We start from the raw sequence: 20,997 nt of genomic DNA, 5'->3' as shown, positions 1-20,997 counted from the left end.
GCGTGGTGGCGCCGGGCCGACGGCGCGCAGCCGGCCGCGACCGGATCGGCTCAGCCGAGCTCGAAGCCCCGGAACAGCACGCTCGCGAACGCGAGCCCGGCGACGAGGTTGAACGCCGTCGCGGCGGCGAAGACGCCCACGGGCCGCCACCCGGCGTCCTTGAGCGCCTTCGCCCGGAACTCCAGGCCGATGCTCACGAACGCGAGGATGAAGAACAGCGTCCGCAGGTCGTTCGCGACGGCGAGGACGGGCTTGCCCGCGTCGGCGCCGACCTGTGCGAGGTACACGGTCGAGATCACCGACGCGGCGAGGAACCCGAGCACGAACTTCGGGAAGCGCCGCCAGACCTCGCTCACGCCGGGGGCGTGCGCGTCGGGCCGCCGCTCGACCTTGAACGCGAAGTAGGCGGTCAGGGCGATCGCGACGACGCCGATGAGCGCGTTCTGGGTCGACTTCACGATCGTCGCGAGCGCGAGGACGTCCTCGCCCGCGATCGACCCCGCCGCGGCGACGGCCGCCGTCGTGTCGATGTTGCCGCCGATCCAGGCGCCGGTCACCGCAGGGGACAGGTCGAGCAGCCCCGCGATCCACGGCAGCACGAAGATCGAGGGCAGCGCGAAGACGATCACGAGGCTCGCCGCGTAGGCGAGCTGCTCGCGCTTCGCCTGCACCGCGCCGGCCGCCGAGATCGCCGCGCTCACGCCGCAGATCGACACCGCGGACGCGAGCAGCGCGCGGAGCTTGTCGTCGAGTCCCGCGCGGCCGCCGATCCACCAGGTGAACAGGAACACCGACGTGATGAGCAGCAGCGCCTGCGCGATCGCCGGCAGCGCGGCCGACACGATGAGGCTGAGGTTGACGGACGCACCGAGCAGCACGACGCCGGTCTTGATGAAGAACTCGGTGCGGAACGCCGCAGCGAGCCGGTCGCGCAGGTCGAGCGCCAGCAGGGCGGCGTTGCCGAGCAGCCCGAGGGCGATCGCGTAGACCGGGAACTCCACGGACTTCGCGACGCCGCCGAGCGGCGTTCCCTCGGTCCACACGGGGACGTTCTGCTCGAGGTAGCGCGTGAGCGCCGCGAGCGCGACGACGAGCACGAGCCCGCCGACGACGGCCGCAGGCGTCGGCCGGCCGGCCGCGTCGGGGTCCGCACCGTCGGTGCCGTCGGTCCTGTCGGCTCTCGCGGCGTGGGCGTCGGTGGTGGCGACGGCCGTCGGGTGGGTGGACCCGTCGTCCGCCGGGGTGCGGGGCTGGTCGGCGCCGGCGCCGGGGCGGGTCGTCGCGCTCATCACGGCACCACGTCGGCGCCGAGGACGCCGGTGAGCACGAGGCCGAGCAGCACGAGGCCGACGACGGTCGCCGCCCAGTCCTCGTTGAGGTGGAAGCGGCGCGTCGCCTCGGGAGACGCGGTGCCGGTGGGACCGGCGGGGCTGGGGGTGTGCGGGGTGGCCATGCTGGGGCTCTCCTGACCTGGGGCGGGTGTCCGGTGCGCACGGGCGCGGGCGAGCCGTGGCTCGCGACGAGCTGGACGGGCGCCGGGAGGAGCGGTCAGGGGTGCCGCGGCGTGCGACGGCGGGTCCGGTCCGGCAACGGGCGTGCCCAGCGGGGCAGACCGGTCCAGGGACGACCGCGGAGCCTCCCGGCTAGCGACAGGTACAGGCGCGCGCGCTCGCGACAGCGCGTGAGGCGCTGCGGGGTGCGGTCGGCCAGGGGGTCACGCGAGGGATCGTGCTCCCGCCCCCGGCCGTCCGCCAGCGGTGTCCGGATCATGGACGCTCCTGAGACGAGAGGCGCTGCGCATCCTGGGCGGCGCCTCGGAAGGTGCGACGCGGCCGCGAACGTCCAGCGTGGTCGCGAGACGTGGTCGTGCGGGCAGCGCCGCGGTGCGGCGCCCGGACGTGCGACGAGGGCCGCGGCGCACCCGCGCCACAGCCCTCGTCGTCCCGCGGCGGTGCGTCCCCGTCCGGGGCGCCCGCGGTGGACCGCCGGTCAGCAGGTGAGCACGCGCTCCCAGCCCGCGCCGGTCTGCCGGGCCGAGACGCGCACGAAGCTGCTGACCCGGCCGAGCCGGTCGCCGCTGCCGGTCGCGTACGCGACACCGAGGCGCCGCTCGGCACGCCCGGCGTCGACGTGCGCGCGCGTGCTGGACCGCACGCACGTCGCGGCCGGAGCCGTCGGGGACGGCGCGGGCGTCGGGTTCGTCGTCGGCACCGGGGTCGGGGTGCCGGGCGCCGTCGGGGCGGGCGTGGGCGTGCCGGGGACGGTGGGGGTCGGGACCGGCACGGTGGTCGAGCGGACGAGCGCGGCCGCGAAGTCGGCGCCCTCGGTCACGTCACCGTTCGTGCGGTAGGCGAGGTGCGCGGCGAACGACGAGCCGCCGCCGCAGACCGGGTCGCCCGTCGCGCAGAAGTCGCGCGCGCGGGCCGCGTACGTCGGGCTCGCCGTGGCGATCGTGCGGCCGCTGATCCCGAGGGGGTTGCCGAAGACGACGACCGCCGCGACGCGCGGCTCGAGCGCCGCGGGGATCGCGGTGCCCGTCGTCGTGCCCGTGCGGATGCCGAGCGCGATGTCGACGACCGAGGCGCCCTGCGAGTAGCCGCCGAGCACGAACCGCGTCCCGGGGCAGGCGGCGGCCGTCGCGGTGAGGTGGGTGGTCAGCGCCGTGGCGCCGGGGCCGGCGCTGCGCTGGGACGACTCCGCGGCGTAGTCGACCGCGTAGGAGGTGACTGTCCGGTCGCTCAGGGCGCTCGTGAGCGACCGGACGAACGGGGTGCCGAGGACGCCCGGGCCGGGCGCCTCGCCCGTGCCGCGCGCGAACAGCACCTCGACGTCCGCGCAGGCCGGTGCCGCGGCCGCGGTGGGGGCGGCGAGCGTGGAGAGCGCGCCGGACGTCGCCACGAGGGCGAGGGCGGCGGCGAGGGTCCGTCGGAGACGGTGGGCGGCGCGGGGGCGGGACGGTGCTGCGGGCGGCGTGAGCGGGTGCACGAGGTCTCCTCGTCGGGGGACAGGGCCGACCGGGTGATCGCTCACACGTCGCCGACGGTGCCCGCGAGGTGTGACCGGCACCACCCGGCCACGGGGACCGTAGGAGAGCCCGGACAAACCGGACAAGGGTCCGCGCGGCCCGTCCCTCGCACGGAGGACCGCCGATCGGGTGGCACCCGGTGCCCGGCGGGCGCGGCCTGCGCGCCCCCCGGGCGTCACCCGATCGCCCGCCGACCGCCACCCGCGCGCGGCGTCAGCCGACGATCTGGATCAGGTTCCCGCACGTGTCGTCGAGCACCGCGGTGGTCACGGGGCCCATCTCCACGGGCTCCTGCACGAACCGCGCGCCCGCAGCCACGAGCCGCTCGTAGGACGCCTGCACGTCCTCGACCGCGAACGCCGTCATGGGGATACCGTCGGCGACGAGCGCGGCCCGGTACGGCGGGACCGCGGGGTGCGCGGCCGGCTCGAGCACGAGCTCGGGGCCGTTCGGGTCGTCCGCGGAGACGAGCGTGATCCAGCGGTACTGGCCCATCGGGATGTCGTTCTTGACGATGAAGCCGAGCACGTCGGTGTAGAAGTCGAGGCCCTTCTGCTGGTCGTCGACGTAGATGCTGCTGAACTGGATCCGGGGCATGGTCGGTCCTCTCGGTGGCGGTGCGCTGGTCGTGCGGGGCGTCGGTGGTGCGGGGCGTCGATCGTGGCGGCGGTGCTCGGGTCGTGCGGGGTCAGGGGCCGGGCGTGACCTCGGGTGGCGGCTGCGGCCACCGCTCGCCGATCTGCGCGAGCGGGCGCGTGTCGAGGTGGTGGAACTTGTACCGGCCGTCGCGGCGCACGGTGACGAGGCCGGCCTGCTCGAGCACGTCGAGGTGCTGGGAGACGGCCTGCCGCGTCGAGCCGAGCCCGTGCCTCATGGTGAGCCGGGCGCAGATCTCGAACAGCGACTGCCCGTCGCGGTCCACGAGCTCGTCGAGGATGGCGCGCCGCGTCGGGTCCGCGAGCGCGCGGTACACCTCGTCGGCCATGCCCCACCATAGGCAAGCACAGACTTGCCTGACAAGGGCATCGCCGTCGGCCGCAGCCCGGCCGAGGGCGGCCCCCCGGGTACGCTCGCCGGACCCCTGGGACGCACCGCCGGTGCACCACCGTCCCGCCCCGCGCCGCGCACCCGGTCGTGCCCCGCGCACCCGGTCCCGCGCCGCGCCGCGAGCCCGGTCCCCGCCCGCGACTAGGGTGACGCGGTGTCCCGCGAACCGCTCCCCGTGCCACCCCACGAGCCCGCCCCGGAGCCGTCGCCCGCGCCGACCGGGCGCCCCCATCGCGGCCGGGTCGTCATGCAGGTCCGCTGGTCGGACGTCGACCTCTTCGGCCACGTCAACAACGCCGCCTACCTGCGCTACCTCGACGACGCGCGCTTCACGCTGTTCCCGGTCATGGGGGTCGACGAGCACGGCGCGCTCACCGCGTCCCTCCTCGTGGTCGTCAAGCACGAGATCGACTACCTGGCCCCGCTGACCTTCCGCCCCGCGCCGTTCGCGGTCGAGGTGTGGGTCCCGCGGATCGGCACGTCGTCGGTCGACTTCGCGTACGAGATCGTCGACGTCGCCGACCCCGGGACGGTCTACCTGCGGGCGCGCTCGCGCATGGTGCAGCTCGACCACGCGACCCACACGGCGCGCGCGTTCACCGCCGAGGAGCGCGCGCTGTTCGAGACGTACCGCGAGGACGGGCCCGCGCTGCGCGGCTGGTGAGGGCGACGGCGGGTCCGCGCTGCGGCCGGTGAGCCGGGGACGGCCTCGCGCCGCGCACCGGGTGGGTGCGACGTCGGGCCCGTGCGGCGCGGCCCGTGAGCCCGGCGACGGGCCCGTGCTGCGCGGCAGGTGAGGCGGCGGGTGAGCCGGCGCGGTGTGCCCGTCCCGCTCCGCGACACCGGAACGTCACGCACTGGATACGCCGCGGGTGTTCCCCCGCGGTCCGGCGGGGCGCATGCTGGGGCCCTCACCGCCGACCCGAAGGTGTGTGCCCGATGACCTACTCCCCGCCCGCCCCGGTCGTCTCCGGCGTCCCGTACGCCGTGCTCGACGTCGACGGACGCACCCCACGGACCGTCGACGACTTCGTCGGGCGCGTCGCGCTGACCGTCGAGGGCCGCACCGGGCGCCACGTCGTCCGCGGGGACGCCTCGGTGCGCGACGGCGTCGTCCGGCTGCACGAGAAGAGCGACGTCGACGGCGGCGGCAAGGACGTCCGCACCTGGCGGGTCACGCCGACCGACGCGGGCGGGTTCTGCGCGGAGACCGCCTGAGCGGAGACGGCCCAGGCCGGAACGCCTCGCGCCGAGACGCCTGAGTAGGGACGCCGCGCGCCGCGACCGCCCGACCAGCCGCCGCTCAGCCGCGGGCGAGCAGCGCGCTCAGCAGCTCGACCACGGGCACGAGGCCGTCGACCCGCACGAGCCGCGGGTGGGCGGACAGCCGCGGCGGCAGGTCGAGCGACGGGTCGACGGCGAAGACCAGCGTCCCCGCGGCGAGCGCCGCTGCCACACCGCTCGACGAGTCCTCGACGACGAGGCAGCGCGCCGGGTCGACGCCGAGCGCACGGGCCGCCGCGAGGTAGGCCTCGGGGTGCGGCGCGAGCCGGTGCACGTCGTCGCCCGAGACCACGGTCCGCAGCGTCCCGACGGGCGTCGCGCGCACCACGAGCTCGGCGAGGCTGCGCCGGCTCGTCGAGACGAGCGCGCTCGGCACCTCGGCCCAGCGGAGCAGGGTCAGCAGGTCCAGCGCACCCGCGCGCCACGGCAGCTCGAGCGCGAGCCCGAGGCCGACCTCCTCGTGCAGCAGCTCCGCGATGCGCTCGGCGGCGAGCGGCACCCCGCGCTGGTGCAGGAGTGCCGCGACGTCCGGCGCCGGGAGCCCGGCGATCCCGGCGGCGTCGAGCGGGCTCCACGAGCACCCGTGCAGGCGCGCGTGGTCCGCGGCGGCGGTCGACCACAGCGGCTCGGAGTCGACGAGCGTCCCGTCGAGGTCGAGCAGGACTGCGGCGGGGAGGTTCACGGCCGGCCCGCTCGGTGCGGAGCGGGGTGCGAGGGAGCCGCGGACGCGGGCGCGAGGGACGGTCCGGCGGCCAAGCGCGGCTGCGGTGCGGGGTGGGACGTCACGGTGCTCCCTCGTGCCGGCGGCTCTCGGAGGGTGGTCGTCCCAGCGTCCTCGCGCCCGCGAGGTCACCACAAGGCGCTGCCGCCGGTGTTCACGCGGGTTTCACGTGGCGGGCCGTGCGCTCACACGCCCGCAACACCCCCGACCCGCGGAGGTGCGCCGCACGCTCCGGGTGCCCGGGCCCGCGCCGCATGTTCTGCTGGACCGGTGCTCAGCCACGCCGACCCGTCCCAGCTCACGGGCCTCGCCGGGTGGGCCGTCTCGACCGTCGAGCTCCTCGGCCCGGTCGGTGTCGGCGTCCTCGTCGTCCTCGAGACCGTGTTCCCGCCGATCCCGAGCGAGGTCGTGCTGCCCGTCGCCGGGCTGCTGGCCGGGCAGGGCCGGATGTCGCTCGCGCTCGCGGTCGTCGGCGCGACGGCGGGCTCCGTCGTCGGGGCGCTCGTCCTGTACTGGGCGGGCATGCGGCTGGGGTCCGACCGCCTCCAGCGCATCGCCGACCGGCTGCCGCTCGTCGAGCCGCGCGACGTCCAGCGCGCCGAGGACTGGTTCCACCGGCACGGCGGCTCGGCGGTGCTGATCGGGCGGTGCGTGCCGGTGGTGCGCAGCCTCGTGTCGATCCCCGCGGGCGTCGAGCGCATGCCGCTCGGGCGCTTCCTCGCGTACACGACGCTCGGCAGCCTGGTCTACAACGGCGTGCTCGTGACGCTCGGCTACGCGCTCGGCAGCCGCTGGACGCGCATCGGCGAGTACAGCGACTACATCAACTACGCGATCTACGCGGCGTTCGCCGTCGCGATCGGGGTGTTCGCCCGCAAGCGCCTGCGCAGCCGGTCGCGCGAGGACGCTGCGGCACGCTGAGACGGAGCCCGGGCGCCGCGCGCGCCGGTGCGTCTCCCACGCCTACGCCCGCACCCGCGCTGAGACGCGCCGCCACCCGCTACCGGTGCTGCGCGGGCGTCAGGGCACGTGACGCCCGCGCGGCGCCGGTAGGCCGCTCAGTCACCGCCACCGCCACCACCCCCGTCGCCGCCACCGCCGTCGCCGCCCCAGCCCCCGCCGTCGTGCCCGCCCCAGCCGGAGCCGTGGTGGTGCCCGCCGTGCCCCCCGCCGTCCCCGCCGTCCCCGCCCCACGAGCCGCCGTCGTGCCGCCCCGACGGGGCCGCGCGCGGCCGGGGTGGGTGGCGCGCGGAGCGGACCGCGAGCGTGAGCCCGCCGACCACGAGCGCGACGAGCAGGACGCCGAACGCGACGCCGACATCAGCCATGGGTGTGCTCCGTCCTGAGAGGTGGTCCGCATGCTAGGGCCCGCGCGAACGCGCCGTCCTCGGGACCGGTGGGTACGCTCGCGCAGGTGGAGACACGGATCGCCGCCTACGGGATCGTGGTCGACGACGGCCGGGTGCTGCTCGCCCACTGGGTGCTCGACGGCCACTCCGGCTGGACGCTCCCCGGGGGCGGGATCGACCCCGGCGAGGACCCGGCCGACGCCGCCGTGCGCGAGATCCTCGAGGAGACCGGCTACACCGCCGAGCTCGAGGGGCTCCTCGGGATCGACTCGGTCGTGGTCCCGGCGGCGGAGCGGATCGTGCAGCCCGCGGTCGACGCGCACGCCATCCGGGTCGTCTACCGCGCGCGCGTCACCGGCGGGGAGCTGCGCGCCGAGGTCGGCGGGACGACGGACGCCGCGCGCTGGTTCCGGCTCGACCAGGTGCCCGCGCTCGACCGGGTCCGGCTCGTGGACCGCGGGCTGGCGATGGCCGGGCTGCTCGACGACGCGCCGGGCGCCGGCGCGCGCGTCGTCCCGTACCGCGGGCGCTGACCCGAGGCTGCACGCACGACCCGCGCGGACCCGACGCTCCGCGACCCGCACGCACCCGTGGCTCCGCGACCCTCGCCACCCGCCCACCCGCAGCGCTCCCCGGCGCCGCGGGTGGCCGCGTCACGCCTGCGGCGAACACGGGCAGTAGGCGGGGGGTCGCGCCGTTACAGTCGAACAACGCCGACCTGTCCCGGGCGCTCAGCCGGGACGAGCGCTGCTCGTGAGGAGTGTGCACATGTTCGAGAGATTCACGGACCGAGCCCGCCGCGTGGTCGTCCTCGCCCAGGAAGAGGCGCGGATGCTCAACCACAACTACATCGGGACCGAGCACATCCTCCTGGGGCTGATCCACGAGGGTGAGGGTGTCGCCGCCAAGGCGCTGGAGTCGCTCGGCATCTCGCTGGACGCCGTCCGCGCCCAGGTGCAGGAGATCATCGGCGAGGGCCAGCAGGCCCCGTCCGGTCACATCCCCTTCACCCCGCGCGCCAAGAAGGTGCTCGAGCTGTCTCTGCGCGAGGCGCTGCAGCTCGGCCACAACTACATCGGGACCGAGCACATCCTGCTCGGCCTCATCCGCGAGGGGGAGGGCGTCGCCGCCCAGGTCCTCAACAAGCTCGGCGCCGACCTCAACCGCGTGCGCCAGCAGGTCATCCAGCTCCTGTCCGGCTACCAGGGCAAGGAGCCCGTCGCCTCGGGCGGCCCCGCCGAGGGTCAGCCGTCCGGCTCCGCCGTCCTCGACCAGTTCGGGCGCAACCTCACGCAGGCCGCGCGCGACGGCAAGCTCGACCCGGTCATCGGGCGCGAGAAGGAGATCGAGCGGGTCATGCAGGTGCTGTCGCGCCGCACCAAGAACAACCCGGTGCTGATCGGCGAGCCCGGCGTCGGCAAGACGGCGATCGTCGAGGGCCTCGCGCAGGACATCGTGCGCGGCGACGTCCCCGAGACGCTCAAGGACAAGCAGCTCTACACGCTCGACCTGGGTGCGCTCGTGGCCGGCAGCCGGTACCGCGGTGACTTCGAGGAGCGCCTGAAGAAGGTCCTCAAGGAGATCCGCACGCGCGGCGACATCATCCTGTTCATCGACGAGATCCACACCCTCGTGGGTGCGGGTGCCGCCGAGGGCGCGATCGACGCCGCGAGCATCCTCAAGCCGATGCTGGCCCGTGGCGAGCTCCAGACGATCGGTGCGACGACCCTCGAGGAGTACCGCAAGTACGTCGAGAAGGACGCCGCGCTCGAGCGCCGGTTCCAGCCGATCCAGGTCGCGGAGCCGAACCTCAAGCACGCCATCGAGATCCTCAAGGGCCTGCGCGACCGCTACGAGGCGCACCACCGCGTCTCGATCACCGACGGTGCGCTCGTCGCTGCGGCGACGCTCGCGGACCGCTACGTCAACGACCGGTTCCTCCCCGACAAGGCGATCGACCTGGTCGACGAGGCCGGTGCCCGCCTGCGCATCCGTCGCATGACGGCTCCGCCGGAGCTGCGCGAGCTCGACGAGCAGATCGCCGAGACGCGCCGCGACAAGGAGTCCGCGATCGACGAGCAGGACTTCGAGAAGGCCGCTCGCCTGCGCGACGCCGAGAAGCAGCTCGGCCTCAAGCGGATCGAGAAGGAGAAGGCCTGGAAGTCCGGCGACCTCGACGCGGTCGCGGAGGTCGACGAGGAGCTGATCGCCGAGGTCCTCGCGCTCGCCACGGGCATCCCGGTGTTCAAGCTCACCGAGGAGGAGTCGAGCCGGCTGCTCCACATGGAGGACGAGCTGCACAAGCGCGTCGTCGGCCAGGAGGCCGCGATCAAGGCGCTCTCGCAGGCCATCCGGCGCACGCGTGCGGGCCTCAAGGACCCGAAGCGTCCCGGTGGGTCGTTCATCTTCGCGGGGCCCACGGGCGTCGGGAAGACCGAGCTGGCCAAGGCGCTCGCCGAGTTCCTCTTCGGGGACGAGGACGCGCTGATCCAGCTCGACATGTCGGAGTTCTCGGAGAAGCACACCGTCTCGCGGCTGTTCGGCTCGCCCCCCGGCTACGTCGGGTACGACGAGGGCGGTCAGCTCACGGAGAAGGTGCGCCGCAAGCCGTTCTCGGTCGTCCTGTTCGACGAGGTCGAGAAGGCGCACGCGGACATCTTCAACTCGCTGCTGCAGATCCTCGAGGACGGTCGCCTGACCGACTCGCAGGGCCGGGTGGTCGACTTCAAGAACACCGTCATCATCATGACCACGAACCTCGGCACCCGGGACATCGCCAAGGGCCTGCAGACCGGCTTCCAGGCCGGCGGGGACCTGTCGACGTCGTACGAGCGCATGAAGGGGAAGGTCAACGACGAGCTCAAGCAGCACTTCCGCCCGGAGTTCCTCAACCGCGTCGACGACGTGGTCGTCTTCCCGCAGCTCTCGCAGCCGGAGATCTTCGCGATCGTCGACCTGATGATCGCCAAGCTCGACGTCCGCCTGCGCGACAAGGACATGAGCCTCGAGCTCACGGACGCGGCGAAGAAGCTCCTCTCGGAGAAGGGCTACGACCCGGTCCTCGGGGCGCGGCCGCTGCGCCGGGCGATCCAGCGGGAGATCGAGGACGTCCTGTCCGAGAAGATCCTGTTCGGTGAGATCAAGGCCGGTCAGACGGTCGTGGTCGACGCCGAGGGCGAGGGCATCCTCGGGGAGTTCCACTTCACCGGGAAGCCGCGCACGTCGCTCACGAAGGACCCGGTCCCGGTCGGTGCCGCGGTGGGGACCCCGAACTCGGGGATCGACCTGCCGGCCGCGCCGCCGTCGGCCGCACCCGGCGAGCTGGGCGCGGGGCCGCAGACGCAGCTCGGCTGAGCAGGCGAGCAGCACAGCACGACCGACCCGACCCGGGACCGCGCAGCGGTCCCGGGTCGGGTCGCGTCCGGGGCCGCACAGCGGTCCCGGGTCGGGTCGCGTCCGGCGCCGCGCGGTGGTCCTCTACGGTGAGGCGGTGCCGGCCTCGGGCCGGTCGACGGCGGGCCGGACGGTCAGGAGCACAGGAGGCGGAGCGCGATGACGGACGCGGCACGTGAGGTCGGGTCGCCGGTCGAGGCGGTCGACCGGGCGCTGCTCGCGCTCCAGCAGCTTGCGCGCGCGGGAGCCCGTGGGCTGACCCTCGCGGAGCTCGCGTCGTCGCTCGACCTCAACAAGACGACCGTGCACCGCGCACTGGCGGCGCTGCGGTTCCGCGGCTTCGTCACGCAGGACCCGGCCACCGGCGCGTACGTGCTCGGACCGGCGGCCACGCAGCTCGGCGACGACTTCCTCAGCGACGAGAACCTGCCCGCGCTGCTGCACCCGGCGCTCGTCGCGCTCTGCGAGGCGGCCGACGAGCTCGTGCACCTCGGCGTGCTGAGCGGGTCGGAGGTCGTGTACCTCGACAAGGTCGAGCCGGAACGCCCGCTGCGGGTGTGGTCCGCGGTCGGGCGGCGCAGCCCCGCGGTCACGACCGCGCTCGGCCGGGCGCTGCTGGCCCACCGCGGCGCGGACGGCGCGGTGCTGGCGGGGTACCTGCGCGCGGCCGGCGACCGGGCCCGGCTCGATGCGGACGCCACGGCGGCGCTGCTCGCGCGGGCCCGGCAGCGCGGCTTCGCGACCGAGGAGCAGGAGAACGAGCCGGGCATCAGCTGCCTCGCCGTCCCGCTCCTGCGCTCCGGGACGGCGATCGCCGCGGTGAGCGTCACGGCACCCGCCGAGCGGATGACCGCCGAGCGCTTCACGTCGCTGCACGAGCAGATCCGGGCGATCCTCCCGGCGCTGCTGCCCGCGGGGCTGACGCTGCCGTAGCCCGCTCCCTCGCGTCCGGTCCGGGCCCGTCGGCGGAGCTCAGAGCGCGGCGCGCGCCTCCGCGATCTGCCGCAGGGTCGCGGCCACGACGGCGACCCGGGTGGCGACGTCGGCGTCGGCGGGCCGGACGGCGGCCTTGAGCCCGACCCGCGGCACGTCGCCGGCGGCCTTGAGCGTCGCCGCGATCTCGTCGGGTCCGAGCAGCGACACCGAGGACGCCTCGAGCGCCGGTGCGTCGCCCCGGGAGGGAATGTGGGTGTCGGCCCACGGCACGCCCCAGGCCGACTCGACGTCCGTCGCGCCCGAGAGCGCGAGCACGCGCAGCAGGCCCGCCTCGGCGACGGCCTGCGTGTGCTCGACGGCGAGGGCGGGGTCGCGGCCCTCGATCGCGGACCGGCCCCAGTTGACGGCCATGCCGAGCACGTCGGGGGCGAGCCCGTAGGACTGCACGGTCGCGAGCTCGTCGTCGAGCGTGAAGAAGCCCTTGGCGGCGCGCTGCCCAGGCACGTGCGCGTCGCAGTGCTCGACGAGCAGCTCGGCGCCGGCGAGGTCCCAGGTGAGGATCTCGTCGAGCGAGCGGCTGAACGCCTCGCGGGTGCCGTGCACGGGGCCGGGGGCGGTGTGGATCTCGATCGCGCCGACCCGGCGCCGGCCGTCGGCCTGCGCGAGCGACGTCGCGAGGTCGCGGGCGCGGGCCACGTCGGCGAGCGCCCGCCGGCGCTGCGTCTCGTCCGCGGAGGCGAGCCCGTAGGCCGGCTCGGTGCCGAGCCGCACCATCATCGTCGGCACGAGCGACAGGACGAGGTCCCACGTCGGCTGCACGTGCCGGGCGATCCAGGTGAGGTCGAGCGTCCGGGTGCCCTCCGGGGCGACGGCGAGCTCGAGCCCGCCGAGGCCGAGGTCGGCGAGCGAGTCGAAGAACGCGTCCTCCTGCACGGGGTCGGTCGGCGCCGCGATGTAGCCGGACAGGAACAGGTTCTCGAACGTCGTCATGCGTCCTCCGTCGGTGTGCCGGCTGCGCTGCCGGGGGTGGTGGTGCGTCGTACGGGCGTGCGGCGCCCCGGGATCGGGGCCGACGGCCCGGTGCCCTGGACGGTTGACCGGACCGATTCGCCCGGCTACGGTTCCGCACTGTGGAACTGAGTTCCACGGAAGTCTGACACCGAGGTCGAGACCCGCGCAACACCGCCGCCGCAGCACCGACGCCGCGCACGGCACACCCCCGACGCTCCCCGCGGAGCGCACGAGAGCCCACGAGCGTGGGCCGACAAGGAGCTCACGATGAGGCGAAACACCGTCGTTTCCGTCACCACCGCGATCGGCGCCGTGCTCGCTCTGGCCGCCTGCGGCGCCGAGGGCGGGACCGCGGCAGCCGGCCCGAGCGAGGGCGCAGGCTCGGGCGGCGGCGCCACGACGACCTTCAAGCTGGCGTTCAACCAGCAGCCCAACCACCCGCAGTTCCGCGCCCTCGACGCGATGGGGGACCGCATCAAGGAGCGCACCGACGGCGCGTACGACATCGAGGTCTTCCCCAACGAGACCCTCGGTGCGCAGAAGGAGACGATCGAGCTCGTCCAGTCCGGCGCGATCGAGTTCACGATCGTCGCGAGCCCGCTCCTCGAGAACTACAACCCCGACTTCGTCGTCTTCAACCTGCCGTTCACCTTCGACTCGCAGGAGCACCAGCGCACCACGACGAACGACCCCGAGATCGTCGAGGAGCTCTACTCCTCGCTCGACGCCGAGGGGCTGCACGTCCTCGCCTCGTTCCACGGCGGCGTCCGCTCGATGTACAACGCGAAGGGCCCCATCGAGACGCCCGCGGACCTCGAGGGGATGAAGGTCCGCGTCATCGAGTCCGACACGAACATCGAGATGATGCGGCTCATGGGCGGCACGGGCACCCCCATGGGGATGGGCGAGGTGTACACCGCGATCCAGTCCGGCGTGATCGACGGCGCGGAGAACAACGAGCTGACCTACGCGAACGTCAAGCACTCCGAGGTCGCGCCGTACTTCAGCTACACCAGGCACCTCATGCTGCCCGACTACCTCCTCACCAACCCGAAGGTCATGGACGGGCTCCCGGACGACGTCCGCGAGATCTTCGAGGAGGAGCTCGCCGCCGCCGTCGAGGAGGAGGGCGAGCTCTGGGAGACCGAGATCGAGGTCGCCAAGGAGATGGCCGAGGCCGACGGCGCGACGTTCAACGAGGTCGACGCCGACGCGTTCGCCGAGGTGATCGCGCCGCTGACCGAGTCGAAGCTCGACAACGACGTCATCCGCGAGATCCACGCGAAGGTCCGCGCCGCCGCCGAGTGAGCGCCGCCCCCACACCCGACCCGCGAAGGACCTGACCGACGATGACCTCCACCCCCGGCACGCCGCCGTCCCCCGGCGGACCCCCACCCCCTGACGAGCCCGCCTCCCCGCCGGCTGCGGGGCCTCCCTCGTCGCCGTACACGGCGGTGCTCGACACCGCGTTGCGCGCGATCTGCGTGACGCTCTTCGCGCTGCTCGTCGTGCTCGTGACGTGGCAGGTGCTCACCCGCCTGGTCCTGTCGGAGCCGAGCGTGTGGACCGAGGAGGCCGCGCGCTACGTGTTCATCTGGCTCAGCCTCATCGGCATCTCGATCGCGACCGGCGAGAAGGCGGACGTGGCGATCGACTACTTCGTCCAGAAGGCGCCGGTCGCCGCGCAGCGGGTGCTCGAGATCGTCGCGTACCTCGCGACGCTGAGCTTCGCGCTTCTCGTCATGGTGTGGGGCGGCTGGACGAACGCGATGCAGAACTGGCACCAGGCCAACCCGGTGCTGCCGGTCTCCGCGGGGGTGCTGTACCTCGCGGTGCCTGTCGCCGGGGTCCTGGTGACGTTCTACCTGCTGCTGCACCTCGTCCAGACGTTCTCCCCGCGGTACGCGGGCGTCCAGACGATCGCACCCGAGGACGGGGTAGAGCTGTGACCGACGTCGGGCTCGTCGCCCTGGTCCTCGTGGGCGGGATGGTGGTGCTGATGCTGATCGGCGCGCCGATCAGCATCAGCATCGGGCTCCCGTCGGCCGTCTCGATGATCCTGGTGCTGGGCCTCGAGAACGGCGCCTCGACGTCCGCGCAGCGGATGTTCCATGGGGTCAACTCGTTCGCGCTGCTCGCGATCCCGTTCTTCGTCCTGGCCGGCGGGATCATGAACAACGGCGGGATAGCGACCCGGCTGATCAACCTCGCGAAGGTCCTCGTCGGGCGGACGCCGGCGCCGCTCGCGCAGACGAACGTCCTGGCGAACATGCTGTTCGGCTCGGTCAGCGGCTCCGCGATCGCGGCGGCGGCGGCGGTCGGCACCACGATGGCGCCGATGCAGGCCCGCGAGGGGTACGACCGGGCGTTCACCGCGGCGACGAACGTGGCCTCGGCGCCGAGCGGCATGCTCATCCCGCCGAGCAACCTCATGATCGTGTACGCCCTGGCCAGCGGCGGGACGTCGGTGGGGGCGCTGTTCCTCGCCGGCTACGTCCCGGGCGTCCTGTGGGGTGCCGCGTGCATGGCAGCCGTGTGGTTCTACGCCCGGAAGCACCGTGAGCTGCGGGCCCCGGCCTGGGCGAGCCTGGGCGAGATCGGCCGGGTCTTCGTCCAGGCGCTGCCCTCGCTGACGCTCGTGGTCGTCGTGATCGGCGGCATCATCGGGGGGCTGTTCACCCCCACCGAGGGCTCGGCGATCGCGGTGGTGTACTCGCTGCTGCTGTCGTTCCTCTACCGGGCGATCGGGCTGCGCGACCTGCCGCGCATCCTCTACTCGGCGGCCCGCACCAGCTCGGTCGTGATCTTCCTCATCGGTGTCTCGTCGATCATGTCGTTCGTCATGAGCTTCACGCGGATGCCGCAGCTCATCGCCGACGCGCTGTTCGGGTTCACCGACTCGAAGGTCGTCGTCCTGCTGATCATGATGCTGATCCTGCTGGTCATCGGCATCCCGCTGGACGCGACGCCGGCGATCCTCATCTTCACGCCGATCTTCCTGCCGATCGCCGAGAGCTACGGGATCCACCCGGTGCACTTCGGGATCATGATGACCTTCAACCTGTGCATCGCGGTGATCTCACCGCCCTCGGCCCCGGTGCTGTTCGTGGGCGCCCAGGTGTCCGAGGTGCGGGTCGAGGCCGTCATCGCCCGCCTCACGCCGTTCTTCCTCACGCTCGTCGCGGTGCTCTTCCTCGTGACGTTCGTGCCGCAGCTGTCCCTGTGGCTGCCCGGGCTCTTCGGCCTCCTGTAGCTGGACGCGACGGGGGTGGTGCGTGCCACCCCCGTCGCCCGGCCCGCGACCCGCGGGACCTCCGGACTCATCCCGACACCTCCGACACCCCCGACGCCGTGAGAGGCACTCCATGGAACAGCGTTACGCCACCAGCCCCGACCAGGTGCCCGGCCTCGACACCGCCGGGCTGCGCAGCCGGTACCTCGTCCCCGACCTGTTCGTCGACGGCGAGGTCCGCTCGGTCCTCACCCACCACGACCGCCTCGTCCTCGCCGGTGCCGTCCCCACCGACGCGCCGCTCGACCTCGTCGGCGCCCCCGAGATCCGCAGCGAGCAGTTCCTCGCCCGCCGCGAGGCCGGGATCGTCAACGTCGGCGGGCCGGGCACGATCACCGTGGACGGCACCACGTACGACGCCGGGCACGGCTCGTGCCTGTACGTCGGCCGCGGGGCCGAGCGGGTCACCTTCGCGTCGACGGACGCCGGCGGCGCGGCCGGCCCGGCCCGGTTCTACGTCGCCTCGGCGCCCGCGCACGCGTCCTTCCCGACGACGTTCGTCGCCGCGGGGGAGGGCACCGTGCGCGAGCTCGGCGACCCGCTCACGTCGAACCGGCGCACGCTCACCCAGTACGTCCACGAGGACGGCGTCCGCAGCTGCCAGCTCGTCATGGGGGTCACGCAGCTGCACCCGGGCAGCATGTGGAACACGATGCCCGCGCACACGCACGACCGCCGGACCGAGGCGTACCTCTACTTCGACCTGCCGGCGGACGCGCGCGTGGTGCACCTCCTGGGCCGGCCCGACGAGACGCGCCACCTGCTCGTCGGCAACCAGGAGGCGGTGATCTCCCCGAGCTGGTCGGTGCACTCCGGGGTCGGTACCGCGAGCTACTCGTTCGTGTGGGCCATGGCAGGCGAGAATCAGGCGTTCGACGACATGGATGGGCACCCCATCACCGACATGCGCTGACGCGCACCGACGACAGGCAGACGGACATGGTCACCGACTCGACGCCCGCACCAGGCACTCGACGAGGAGACCAGCCGCCGGGCACCCTCCACGCCGGCCCCGGCGCTCCGGTCGCGCACGTCGCGCCGGTGCTGGGGGCGAGCGAGAAGACTCTGCTCGTGCTCGAGGCCGCGATGGCGCACGGCCGGTTCACCGACGTCGTCGAGGCGACGGGGCTCGCGAAGGCCACGACGCACCGGATCCTCGCGACGCTCATCGACCGGCAGTTCGTCTCGCTGGCCGCGGACGGCACCTACCTGCCGGGGCCCAAGATCCTGTCGCTCGCGGGGCAGGCGATGGCGCGCATCGACATCGCGGCGATCGCCCAGCCGTTCGTCGACGAGCTCGTCGAGAGGACGCACTGCACGGTGCACGTGGGGGCCAAGAACGGCGACGAGATCGTCTACCTGGTCCGCGCGGACTCCGACAAGCCGTACCTCATGCCGTCGCGTGTCGGCCTCGCGATCCCGCTGCACACCTCGGGGATCGGCAAGGCCGTGCTCAGCGGCTTCACCGACCAGGGGCTCGAGCGCTTCGTCGAGCGCGTCGGCCTGCCGCGCCGGACCCCGCACACGATCACGACCCTCGACGCGCTGCGCGCCGAGGTCGCCGAGATCCGGCGGCTCGGCTACGCGATGGACCGCGAGGAGAACGTCCCGGGGGTCGCCTGCGTCGCCGCACCGATCCGGGACACCACGCACAGCATCACCTACGGCGTCAGCATCTCGACCCTGACGCTCGAGCACAGCATCGACCAGATCGAGGCGATGGCCCCCTTGGCCGTCGCGACCGCGGAGCGGATCTCCGCGGCGCTCGGTCACACGGGCTGACCCTCCGGTCGGCTCGCCACCCTTCGCCAGGAGAGCCGACATGACCACCGCCACGAGTCCCGCGACACCGCACAGCACCGCCGCGTACGCCGAGAGCCTGCTCGGGCTCTCGGGCCGGCTCGCCGTCGTGACCGGGGCGAGCCGCGGGATCGGCCTCGCGATCGCCGAGGCGCTGGCCTCGGCGGGCGCCGACGTCGTGGGCGTGAGCCACGAGATGCCCGCCGGCGCGAGCGAGGTCCGGTCGGTCGTCGAGGGGCTCGGTCGCACGTTCGTCCCGCTGCGGGCGGACTTCTCGGACCGCGCGCAGGTCACGGCGCTGGCCGCCGACCTCGCGGCGCGCGACGTCGACATCCTGGTGAACAACGGCGGGACGATCCGCCGGACGCCCGCGGCGCTGCACTCCGACGAGGACTTCGACCACGTGCTCGACGTGAACCTGCGCTCGGCGTTCGTGCTCTCGCGCGAGGTCGGCCGCACGATGGTCGCGCGGGGCTCGGGCAAGATCGTGAACACCGCGTCGATGCTGAGCTTCCAGGGCGGCATCAACGTGCCCGGCTACACGTCGTCGAAGTCGGGCATCGCGGGGCTCACGCGTGCGCTGGCGAACGAGTGGGCCGAGTCGGGCGTCAACGTCAACGCCGTCGCGCCCGGGTACGTCGCCACCGCGAACACCCGCGACCTGCGTCAGGACCGGGCGCGCAGCGACGAGATCCTCGGCCGGATCCCGGCGGGGCGGTGGGCGCTGCCCTCCGACATCGCGGGTGCGGTGCTGTTCCTGTGCTCGCACGCCGCGGACTACGTCAACGGCGCGATCCTCCCGGTCGACGGCGGCTGGCTCGCGCGCTGACGGTGCGGCCGGCGCGGGCCGCGGCGGTGCGCGCCGCGCAGCCCGCCCGCCGCCAGGGTTGAGCCGTGGGGCGTTCGTGTGCGACAGTCGTTTCACACAACGACACGCACATTACGCCTAGCGGAATGGAAGCCGGATGGACACCCTGTCAGCCCTCGCCGAGGCCCGCCTCGTCCCTGTGGTGGTGCTCGACGACGCCGCGGACGCCTCGGCCCTCGGGGACGCGCTCGTAGCCGGCGGCCTCCCCGTCGCCGAGGTCACGTTCCGCACCGCTGCCGCGGCCGACGCGATCCGCGTCCTCGCCGACCGCGGCGACGTGCTCGTCGGCGCCGGGACCGTGCTCACCGTCGGGCAGGTCGACCAGGCCGTCGCCGCGGGCGCGAGCTACGTCGTCTCGCCGGGCACGAGCCGCGCGGTCGTCGAGCGCTGCCACGAGCTCGGCGTCCTCGCCCTGCCCGGCGCGGTCACCGCGACCGAGGTCCAGGCGGCCCTCGAGCTCGGGCTCACCACCGTCAAGTTCTTCCCCGCGGGCACCTCCGGCGGTGCACCGGCGATCGCCGCGCTCGCCGCACCGTTCGGCGGCGTGCGGTTCGTGCCCACCGGCGGCGTGAGCCCGACGAACCTGCACGAGTACCTCGCGCTGCCGTCCGTCACCGCCGTCGGCGGCTCGTGGATGGTCCCGCGCGAGAGGATCCGGGCGCGCGACACCGCCGGCATCGCCGAGCTCACCGCCGCCGCCGTCGGGCTCGCCGCCCGCGGCGCCTGACCGCCGGACGACCCGGACCGGGACGCGGGGCCCTGGGGAGGCGTGACCTCCGCGGCGCCCGCCCGGACCCGACGACCTCGGTCGCCGCACCCCGCAGCACCCGCGCCACCCCGCACCCGCAGCACGCCGCACCTGCCGCACCCCGTGCCCGCCCGACCCCGACGAGGAAGCCCCCGATGACCGAGCTCCAGATCCGCCCCGCGTCCGAGTGCCGCTACGACATCGTCTCCCTCGGCGAGGTCATGCTGCGGCTCGACCCCGGCGAGGGCCGCATCCGCACCGCCCGCCAGTTCCGCGCCTGGGAGGGTGGCGGCGAGTACAACGTGGCCCGCGGCCTGCGCCGTGCGTTCGGGCTGCGCGGCGCGATCGTCACCGCGCTCGCCGACAACGAGATCGGCCGGCTCGTCGAGGACCTCGTCCTCACCGGCGGGCTCGACACCGAGCACATCCGCTGGATCCCGTACGACGGCATCGGGCGCAGCGTGCGCAACGGCCTCAACTTCACCGAGCGCGGGTTCGGGGTGCGGGGCGCGGTCGGCGTGAGCGACCGCGGGCACACCGCTGCGAGCCAGCTCAAGCCCGGCGACGTCGACTGGGACCACCTGTTCGGCACGCTCGGCGCGCGGTGGCTGCACACCGGCGGCATCTTCGCGGCGCTCAGCGAGTCGGCGGCCGAGACCGTGATCGAGGCGGTCACCGCCGCCAAGCGCCACGGCACCGTCGTCTCCTACGACCTCAACTACCGCCCGAGCCTGTGGAAGGCGATCGGCGGCCAGGCCAAGGCCCAGGAGGTCAACCGGGCCATCGCGCCGTACATCGACGTGATGATCGGCAACGAGGAGGACTTCACGGCCAGCCTCGGCTTCGAGGTCGAGGGCGTCGACGAGAACCTCTCCGAGCTGGAGCTCGACTCGTTCACCGCCATGATCGAGAAGGCCGCGGCGACCTACCCGAACTTCTCCGTGATCGGCACGACGCTGCGCACCGTGCGGTCCGCGACCGTCAACGACTGGGGCGCGATCGCCTGGTCGAAGGCCACCGGCGTCGTGCAGGCCACGCACCGCGAGCGCCTCGAGATCCTCGACCGCGTGGGCGGCGGCGACTCGTTCGCGTCGGGGCTCATCTACGGCCTGCTCGACGGGCAGCCGCTGGGGACGGCCGTCGAGTACGGCGCGGCGCACGGCGCGCTCGCGATGACGACCCCGGGCGACACGACGATGGTCACCAAGGCCGAGGTGCTCAAGCTCGCGGGCGGCGGCAGCGCGCGCGTCGACCGCTGAGGACCCGCGGGGCAGGCGCCGATGCCGGCCCCGCGCAGCACGACGGTCCCCCGGGTGCGCGGTGCGCCGGGGGGACCGTCGTACGTCCCGCCGTCGCGTCCCCAGACCTCCGCGTCGGGCGGCCCCTGGCGCACGGCCTCTGGCGCACGGCCCCGGGCGCACGGTCAGCGCGCGCCGGCGCCCGCCACCGCGTGCCGGTCGATCTCGGCCAGCTCGGCCGCCTCGCCCGCGCCCGCGCCCGCGCCGGCGCCGGCCGAGCGTCCC

22 protein-coding genes are annotated in these 20,997 nt (G+C 74.0%); 14 read left to right on the top strand and 8 right to left on the bottom strand.

Annotated features, from left to right (window positions below; translation table 11 throughout):
* Positions 1-50 precede the first annotated feature (50 nt).
* The 5 genes from ACWFNE_RS20540 to ACWFNE_RS20520 form a co-directional block, all read right to left on the bottom strand.
* Complete coding sequence (locus ACWFNE_RS20540; protein WP_452124282.1) at positions 51-1,289, bottom strand: YeiH family protein; 1,239 nt, start codon at positions 1,287-1,289, stop codon at positions 51-53.
* Positions 1,289-1,453: a hypothetical protein gene (locus ACWFNE_RS20535; RefSeq protein WP_452124281.1), complete on the bottom strand. Its 165-nt coding sequence runs from the start codon at positions 1,451-1,453 to the stop codon at positions 1,289-1,291. The genes ACWFNE_RS20540 and ACWFNE_RS20535 overlap by 1 nt, the downstream gene beginning before the upstream one ends.
* A gap of 536 nt (positions 1,454-1,989) precedes the next feature.
* On the bottom strand, positions 1,990-2,985 hold the full coding sequence (locus ACWFNE_RS20530; protein WP_452124280.1) for a cutinase family protein: 996 nt from the start codon (positions 2,983-2,985) through the stop codon (positions 1,990-1,992).
* Between the two features lie 253 nt (positions 2,986-3,238).
* On the bottom strand, positions 3,239-3,622 hold the full coding sequence (locus ACWFNE_RS20525) for a VOC family protein (protein WP_452124279.1): 384 nt from the start codon (positions 3,620-3,622) through the stop codon (positions 3,239-3,241).
* A gap of 91 nt (positions 3,623-3,713) precedes the next feature.
* Complete coding sequence (locus tag ACWFNE_RS20520) at positions 3,714-4,010, bottom strand: ArsR/SmtB family transcription factor (RefSeq protein WP_452124278.1); 297 nt, start codon at positions 4,008-4,010, stop codon at positions 3,714-3,716.
* Between the two features lie 216 nt (positions 4,011-4,226).
* Between ACWFNE_RS20520 and ACWFNE_RS20515 the strand changes: the two genes are divergently transcribed.
* Positions 4,227-4,736, top strand: a complete 510-nt coding sequence (locus tag ACWFNE_RS20515) for an acyl-CoA thioesterase (RefSeq protein WP_452124277.1) — start codon at positions 4,227-4,229, stop codon at positions 4,734-4,736.
* 275 nt (positions 4,737-5,011) lie between these two features.
* Positions 5,012-5,290: a hypothetical protein gene (locus tag ACWFNE_RS20510; RefSeq protein WP_452124276.1), complete on the top strand. Its 279-nt coding sequence runs from the start codon at positions 5,012-5,014 to the stop codon at positions 5,288-5,290.
* Between the two features lie 85 nt (positions 5,291-5,375).
* Here the strand turns inward: ACWFNE_RS20510 and ACWFNE_RS20505 are convergent, their stop codons facing one another.
* A complete protein-coding gene (locus tag ACWFNE_RS20505) occupies positions 5,376-6,038 on the bottom strand; it encodes an HAD family hydrolase (protein WP_452124275.1) in 663 nt (220 codons plus the stop codon).
* Between the two features lie 309 nt (positions 6,039-6,347).
* Between ACWFNE_RS20505 and ACWFNE_RS20500 the strand changes: the two genes are divergently transcribed.
* Positions 6,348-6,998 carry a DedA family protein gene (locus ACWFNE_RS20500; RefSeq protein WP_452124274.1) on the top strand — a complete coding sequence of 217 codons (651 nt, stop codon included), beginning with the start codon at positions 6,348-6,350 and terminating at the stop codon, positions 6,996-6,998.
* A 137-nt stretch (positions 6,999-7,135) separates the two neighbouring features.
* Here ACWFNE_RS20500 and ACWFNE_RS20495 read toward each other — a convergent pair whose 3' ends face one another.
* Positions 7,136-7,405, bottom strand: coding sequence for a hypothetical protein (locus ACWFNE_RS20495; RefSeq protein WP_452124273.1), 270 nt, complete (start codon positions 7,403-7,405; stop codon positions 7,136-7,138).
* 86 nt (positions 7,406-7,491) lie between these two features.
* On the opposite strand from ACWFNE_RS20495, the gene ACWFNE_RS20490 reads away from it, so the two are divergent.
* The 3 genes from ACWFNE_RS20490 to ACWFNE_RS20480 all read left to right on the top strand — a co-directional run bounded on the left by ACWFNE_RS20490 (position 7,492) and on the right by ACWFNE_RS20480 (position 11,752).
* Entirely contained in the window at positions 7,492-7,959 is a 468-nt protein-coding gene (locus ACWFNE_RS20490) for an NUDIX hydrolase (protein WP_452124272.1), read from the top strand.
* 235 nt (positions 7,960-8,194) lie between these two features.
* The gene (locus ACWFNE_RS20485) at positions 8,195-10,780 is read left to right on the top strand and encodes an ATP-dependent Clp protease ATP-binding subunit (RefSeq protein WP_452124271.1); all 2,586 of its coding nucleotides are present in this window, start codon (positions 8,195-8,197) and stop codon (positions 10,778-10,780) included.
* Positions 10,781-10,978: 198 nt separating this feature from the next.
* Complete coding sequence (locus ACWFNE_RS20480; RefSeq protein WP_452124270.1) at positions 10,979-11,752, top strand: IclR family transcriptional regulator; 774 nt, start codon at positions 10,979-10,981, stop codon at positions 11,750-11,752.
* 39 nt (positions 11,753-11,791) lie between these two features.
* On the opposite strand, the gene ACWFNE_RS20475 is transcribed toward ACWFNE_RS20480, so the two are convergent.
* Positions 11,792-12,745: a DUF4862 family protein gene (locus ACWFNE_RS20475; protein WP_452124269.1), complete on the bottom strand. Its 954-nt coding sequence runs from the start codon at positions 12,743-12,745 to the stop codon at positions 11,792-11,794.
* A 288-nt stretch (positions 12,746-13,033) separates the two neighbouring features.
* Between ACWFNE_RS20475 and ACWFNE_RS20470 the strand changes: the two genes are divergently transcribed.
* From ACWFNE_RS20470 to ACWFNE_RS20435, 8 genes are all read left to right on the top strand, one after another.
* Positions 13,034-14,074 carry a TRAP transporter substrate-binding protein gene (locus tag ACWFNE_RS20470; protein ID WP_452124268.1) on the top strand — a complete coding sequence of 347 codons (1,041 nt, stop codon included), beginning with the start codon at positions 13,034-13,036 and terminating at the stop codon, positions 14,072-14,074.
* 41 nt (positions 14,075-14,115) lie between these two features.
* Positions 14,116-14,715 carry a TRAP transporter small permease gene (locus tag ACWFNE_RS20465; protein ID WP_452124267.1) on the top strand — a complete coding sequence of 200 codons (600 nt, stop codon included), beginning with the start codon at positions 14,116-14,118 and terminating at the stop codon, positions 14,713-14,715.
* On the top strand, positions 14,712-16,019 hold the full coding sequence (locus ACWFNE_RS20460; RefSeq protein ID WP_452124266.1) for a TRAP transporter large permease: 1,308 nt from the start codon (positions 14,712-14,714) through the stop codon (positions 16,017-16,019). Before ACWFNE_RS20465 ends, ACWFNE_RS20460 begins: the two co-directional genes overlap by 4 nt.
* A gap of 112 nt (positions 16,020-16,131) precedes the next feature.
* Complete coding sequence (gene kduI, locus ACWFNE_RS20455; protein WP_452124265.1) at positions 16,132-16,971, top strand: 5-dehydro-4-deoxy-D-glucuronate isomerase; 840 nt, start codon at positions 16,132-16,134, stop codon at positions 16,969-16,971.
* A 26-nt stretch (positions 16,972-16,997) separates the two neighbouring features.
* Entirely contained in the window at positions 16,998-17,840 is an 843-nt protein-coding gene (locus ACWFNE_RS20450; RefSeq protein ID WP_452124264.1) for an IclR family transcriptional regulator, read from the top strand.
* Between the two features lie 40 nt (positions 17,841-17,880).
* Positions 17,881-18,687 (top strand): SDR family oxidoreductase, encoded by an 807-nt coding sequence (locus ACWFNE_RS20445; protein ID WP_452124263.1) that lies wholly within the window; start codon positions 17,881-17,883, stop codon positions 18,685-18,687.
* Between the two features lie 136 nt (positions 18,688-18,823).
* Entirely contained in the window at positions 18,824-19,453 is a 630-nt protein-coding gene (gene eda, locus ACWFNE_RS20440; protein WP_452124262.1) for a bifunctional 4-hydroxy-2-oxoglutarate aldolase/2-dehydro-3-deoxy-phosphogluconate aldolase, read from the top strand.
* A gap of 176 nt (positions 19,454-19,629) precedes the next feature.
* On the top strand, positions 19,630-20,733 hold the full coding sequence (locus tag ACWFNE_RS20435) for a sugar kinase (protein ID WP_452124261.1): 1,104 nt from the start codon (positions 19,630-19,632) through the stop codon (positions 20,731-20,733).
* Positions 20,734-20,997 lie beyond the last annotated feature (264 nt).

This window comes from Cellulomonas sp. NPDC055163 (assembly GCF_053607065.1).
The sequence above is the reverse complement of the archived record's forward strand: the minus strand, read 5'-3'. Positions and strand labels throughout refer to the sequence as shown.

What these genes read in the sequence shown, in the direction of transcription:
- ACWFNE_RS20540 (WP_452124282.1), bottom strand. Translation starts at nt 1,289, where the DNA reads ATGAGCGCGACGACCCGCCCCGGCGCCGGCGCCGACCAGCCCCGCACC.
- ACWFNE_RS20535 (WP_452124281.1), bottom strand. Translation starts at nt 1,453, where the DNA reads ATGGCCACCCCGCACACCCCCAGCCCCGCCGGTCCCACCGGCACCGCG.
- ACWFNE_RS20445 (WP_452124263.1), top strand. Translation starts at nt 17,881, where the DNA reads ATGACCACCGCCACGAGTCCCGCGACACCGCACAGCACCGCCGCGTAC.
- ACWFNE_RS20495 (WP_452124273.1), bottom strand. Translation starts at nt 7,405, where the DNA reads ATGGCTGATGTCGGCGTCGCGTTCGGCGTCCTGCTCGTCGCGCTCGTG.
- ACWFNE_RS20475 (WP_452124269.1), bottom strand. Translation starts at nt 12,745, where the DNA reads ATGACGACGTTCGAGAACCTGTTCCTGTCCGGCTACATCGCGGCGCCG.
- ACWFNE_RS20480 (WP_452124270.1), top strand. Translation starts at nt 10,979, where the DNA reads ATGACGGACGCGGCACGTGAGGTCGGGTCGCCGGTCGAGGCGGTCGAC.
- kduI (WP_452124265.1), top strand. Translation starts at nt 16,132, where the DNA reads ATGGAACAGCGTTACGCCACCAGCCCCGACCAGGTGCCCGGCCTCGAC.
- ACWFNE_RS20465 (WP_452124267.1), top strand. Translation starts at nt 14,116, where the DNA reads ATGACCTCCACCCCCGGCACGCCGCCGTCCCCCGGCGGACCCCCACCC.
- eda (WP_452124262.1), top strand. Translation starts at nt 18,824, where the DNA reads ATGGACACCCTGTCAGCCCTCGCCGAGGCCCGCCTCGTCCCTGTGGTG.
- ACWFNE_RS20485 (WP_452124271.1), top strand. Translation starts at nt 8,195, where the DNA reads ATGTTCGAGAGATTCACGGACCGAGCCCGCCGCGTGGTCGTCCTCGCC.
- ACWFNE_RS20470 (WP_452124268.1), top strand. Translation starts at nt 13,034, where the DNA reads ATGAGGCGAAACACCGTCGTTTCCGTCACCACCGCGATCGGCGCCGTG.
- ACWFNE_RS20525 (WP_452124279.1), bottom strand. Translation starts at nt 3,622, where the DNA reads ATGCCCCGGATCCAGTTCAGCAGCATCTACGTCGACGACCAGCAGAAG.
- ACWFNE_RS20520 (WP_452124278.1), bottom strand. Translation starts at nt 4,010, where the DNA reads ATGGCCGACGAGGTGTACCGCGCGCTCGCGGACCCGACGCGGCGCGCC.
- ACWFNE_RS20510 (WP_452124276.1), top strand. Translation starts at nt 5,012, where the DNA reads ATGACCTACTCCCCGCCCGCCCCGGTCGTCTCCGGCGTCCCGTACGCC.
- ACWFNE_RS20450 (WP_452124264.1), top strand. Translation starts at nt 16,998, where the DNA reads ATGGTCACCGACTCGACGCCCGCACCAGGCACTCGACGAGGAGACCAG.
- ACWFNE_RS20435 (WP_452124261.1), top strand. Translation starts at nt 19,630, where the DNA reads ATGACCGAGCTCCAGATCCGCCCCGCGTCCGAGTGCCGCTACGACATC.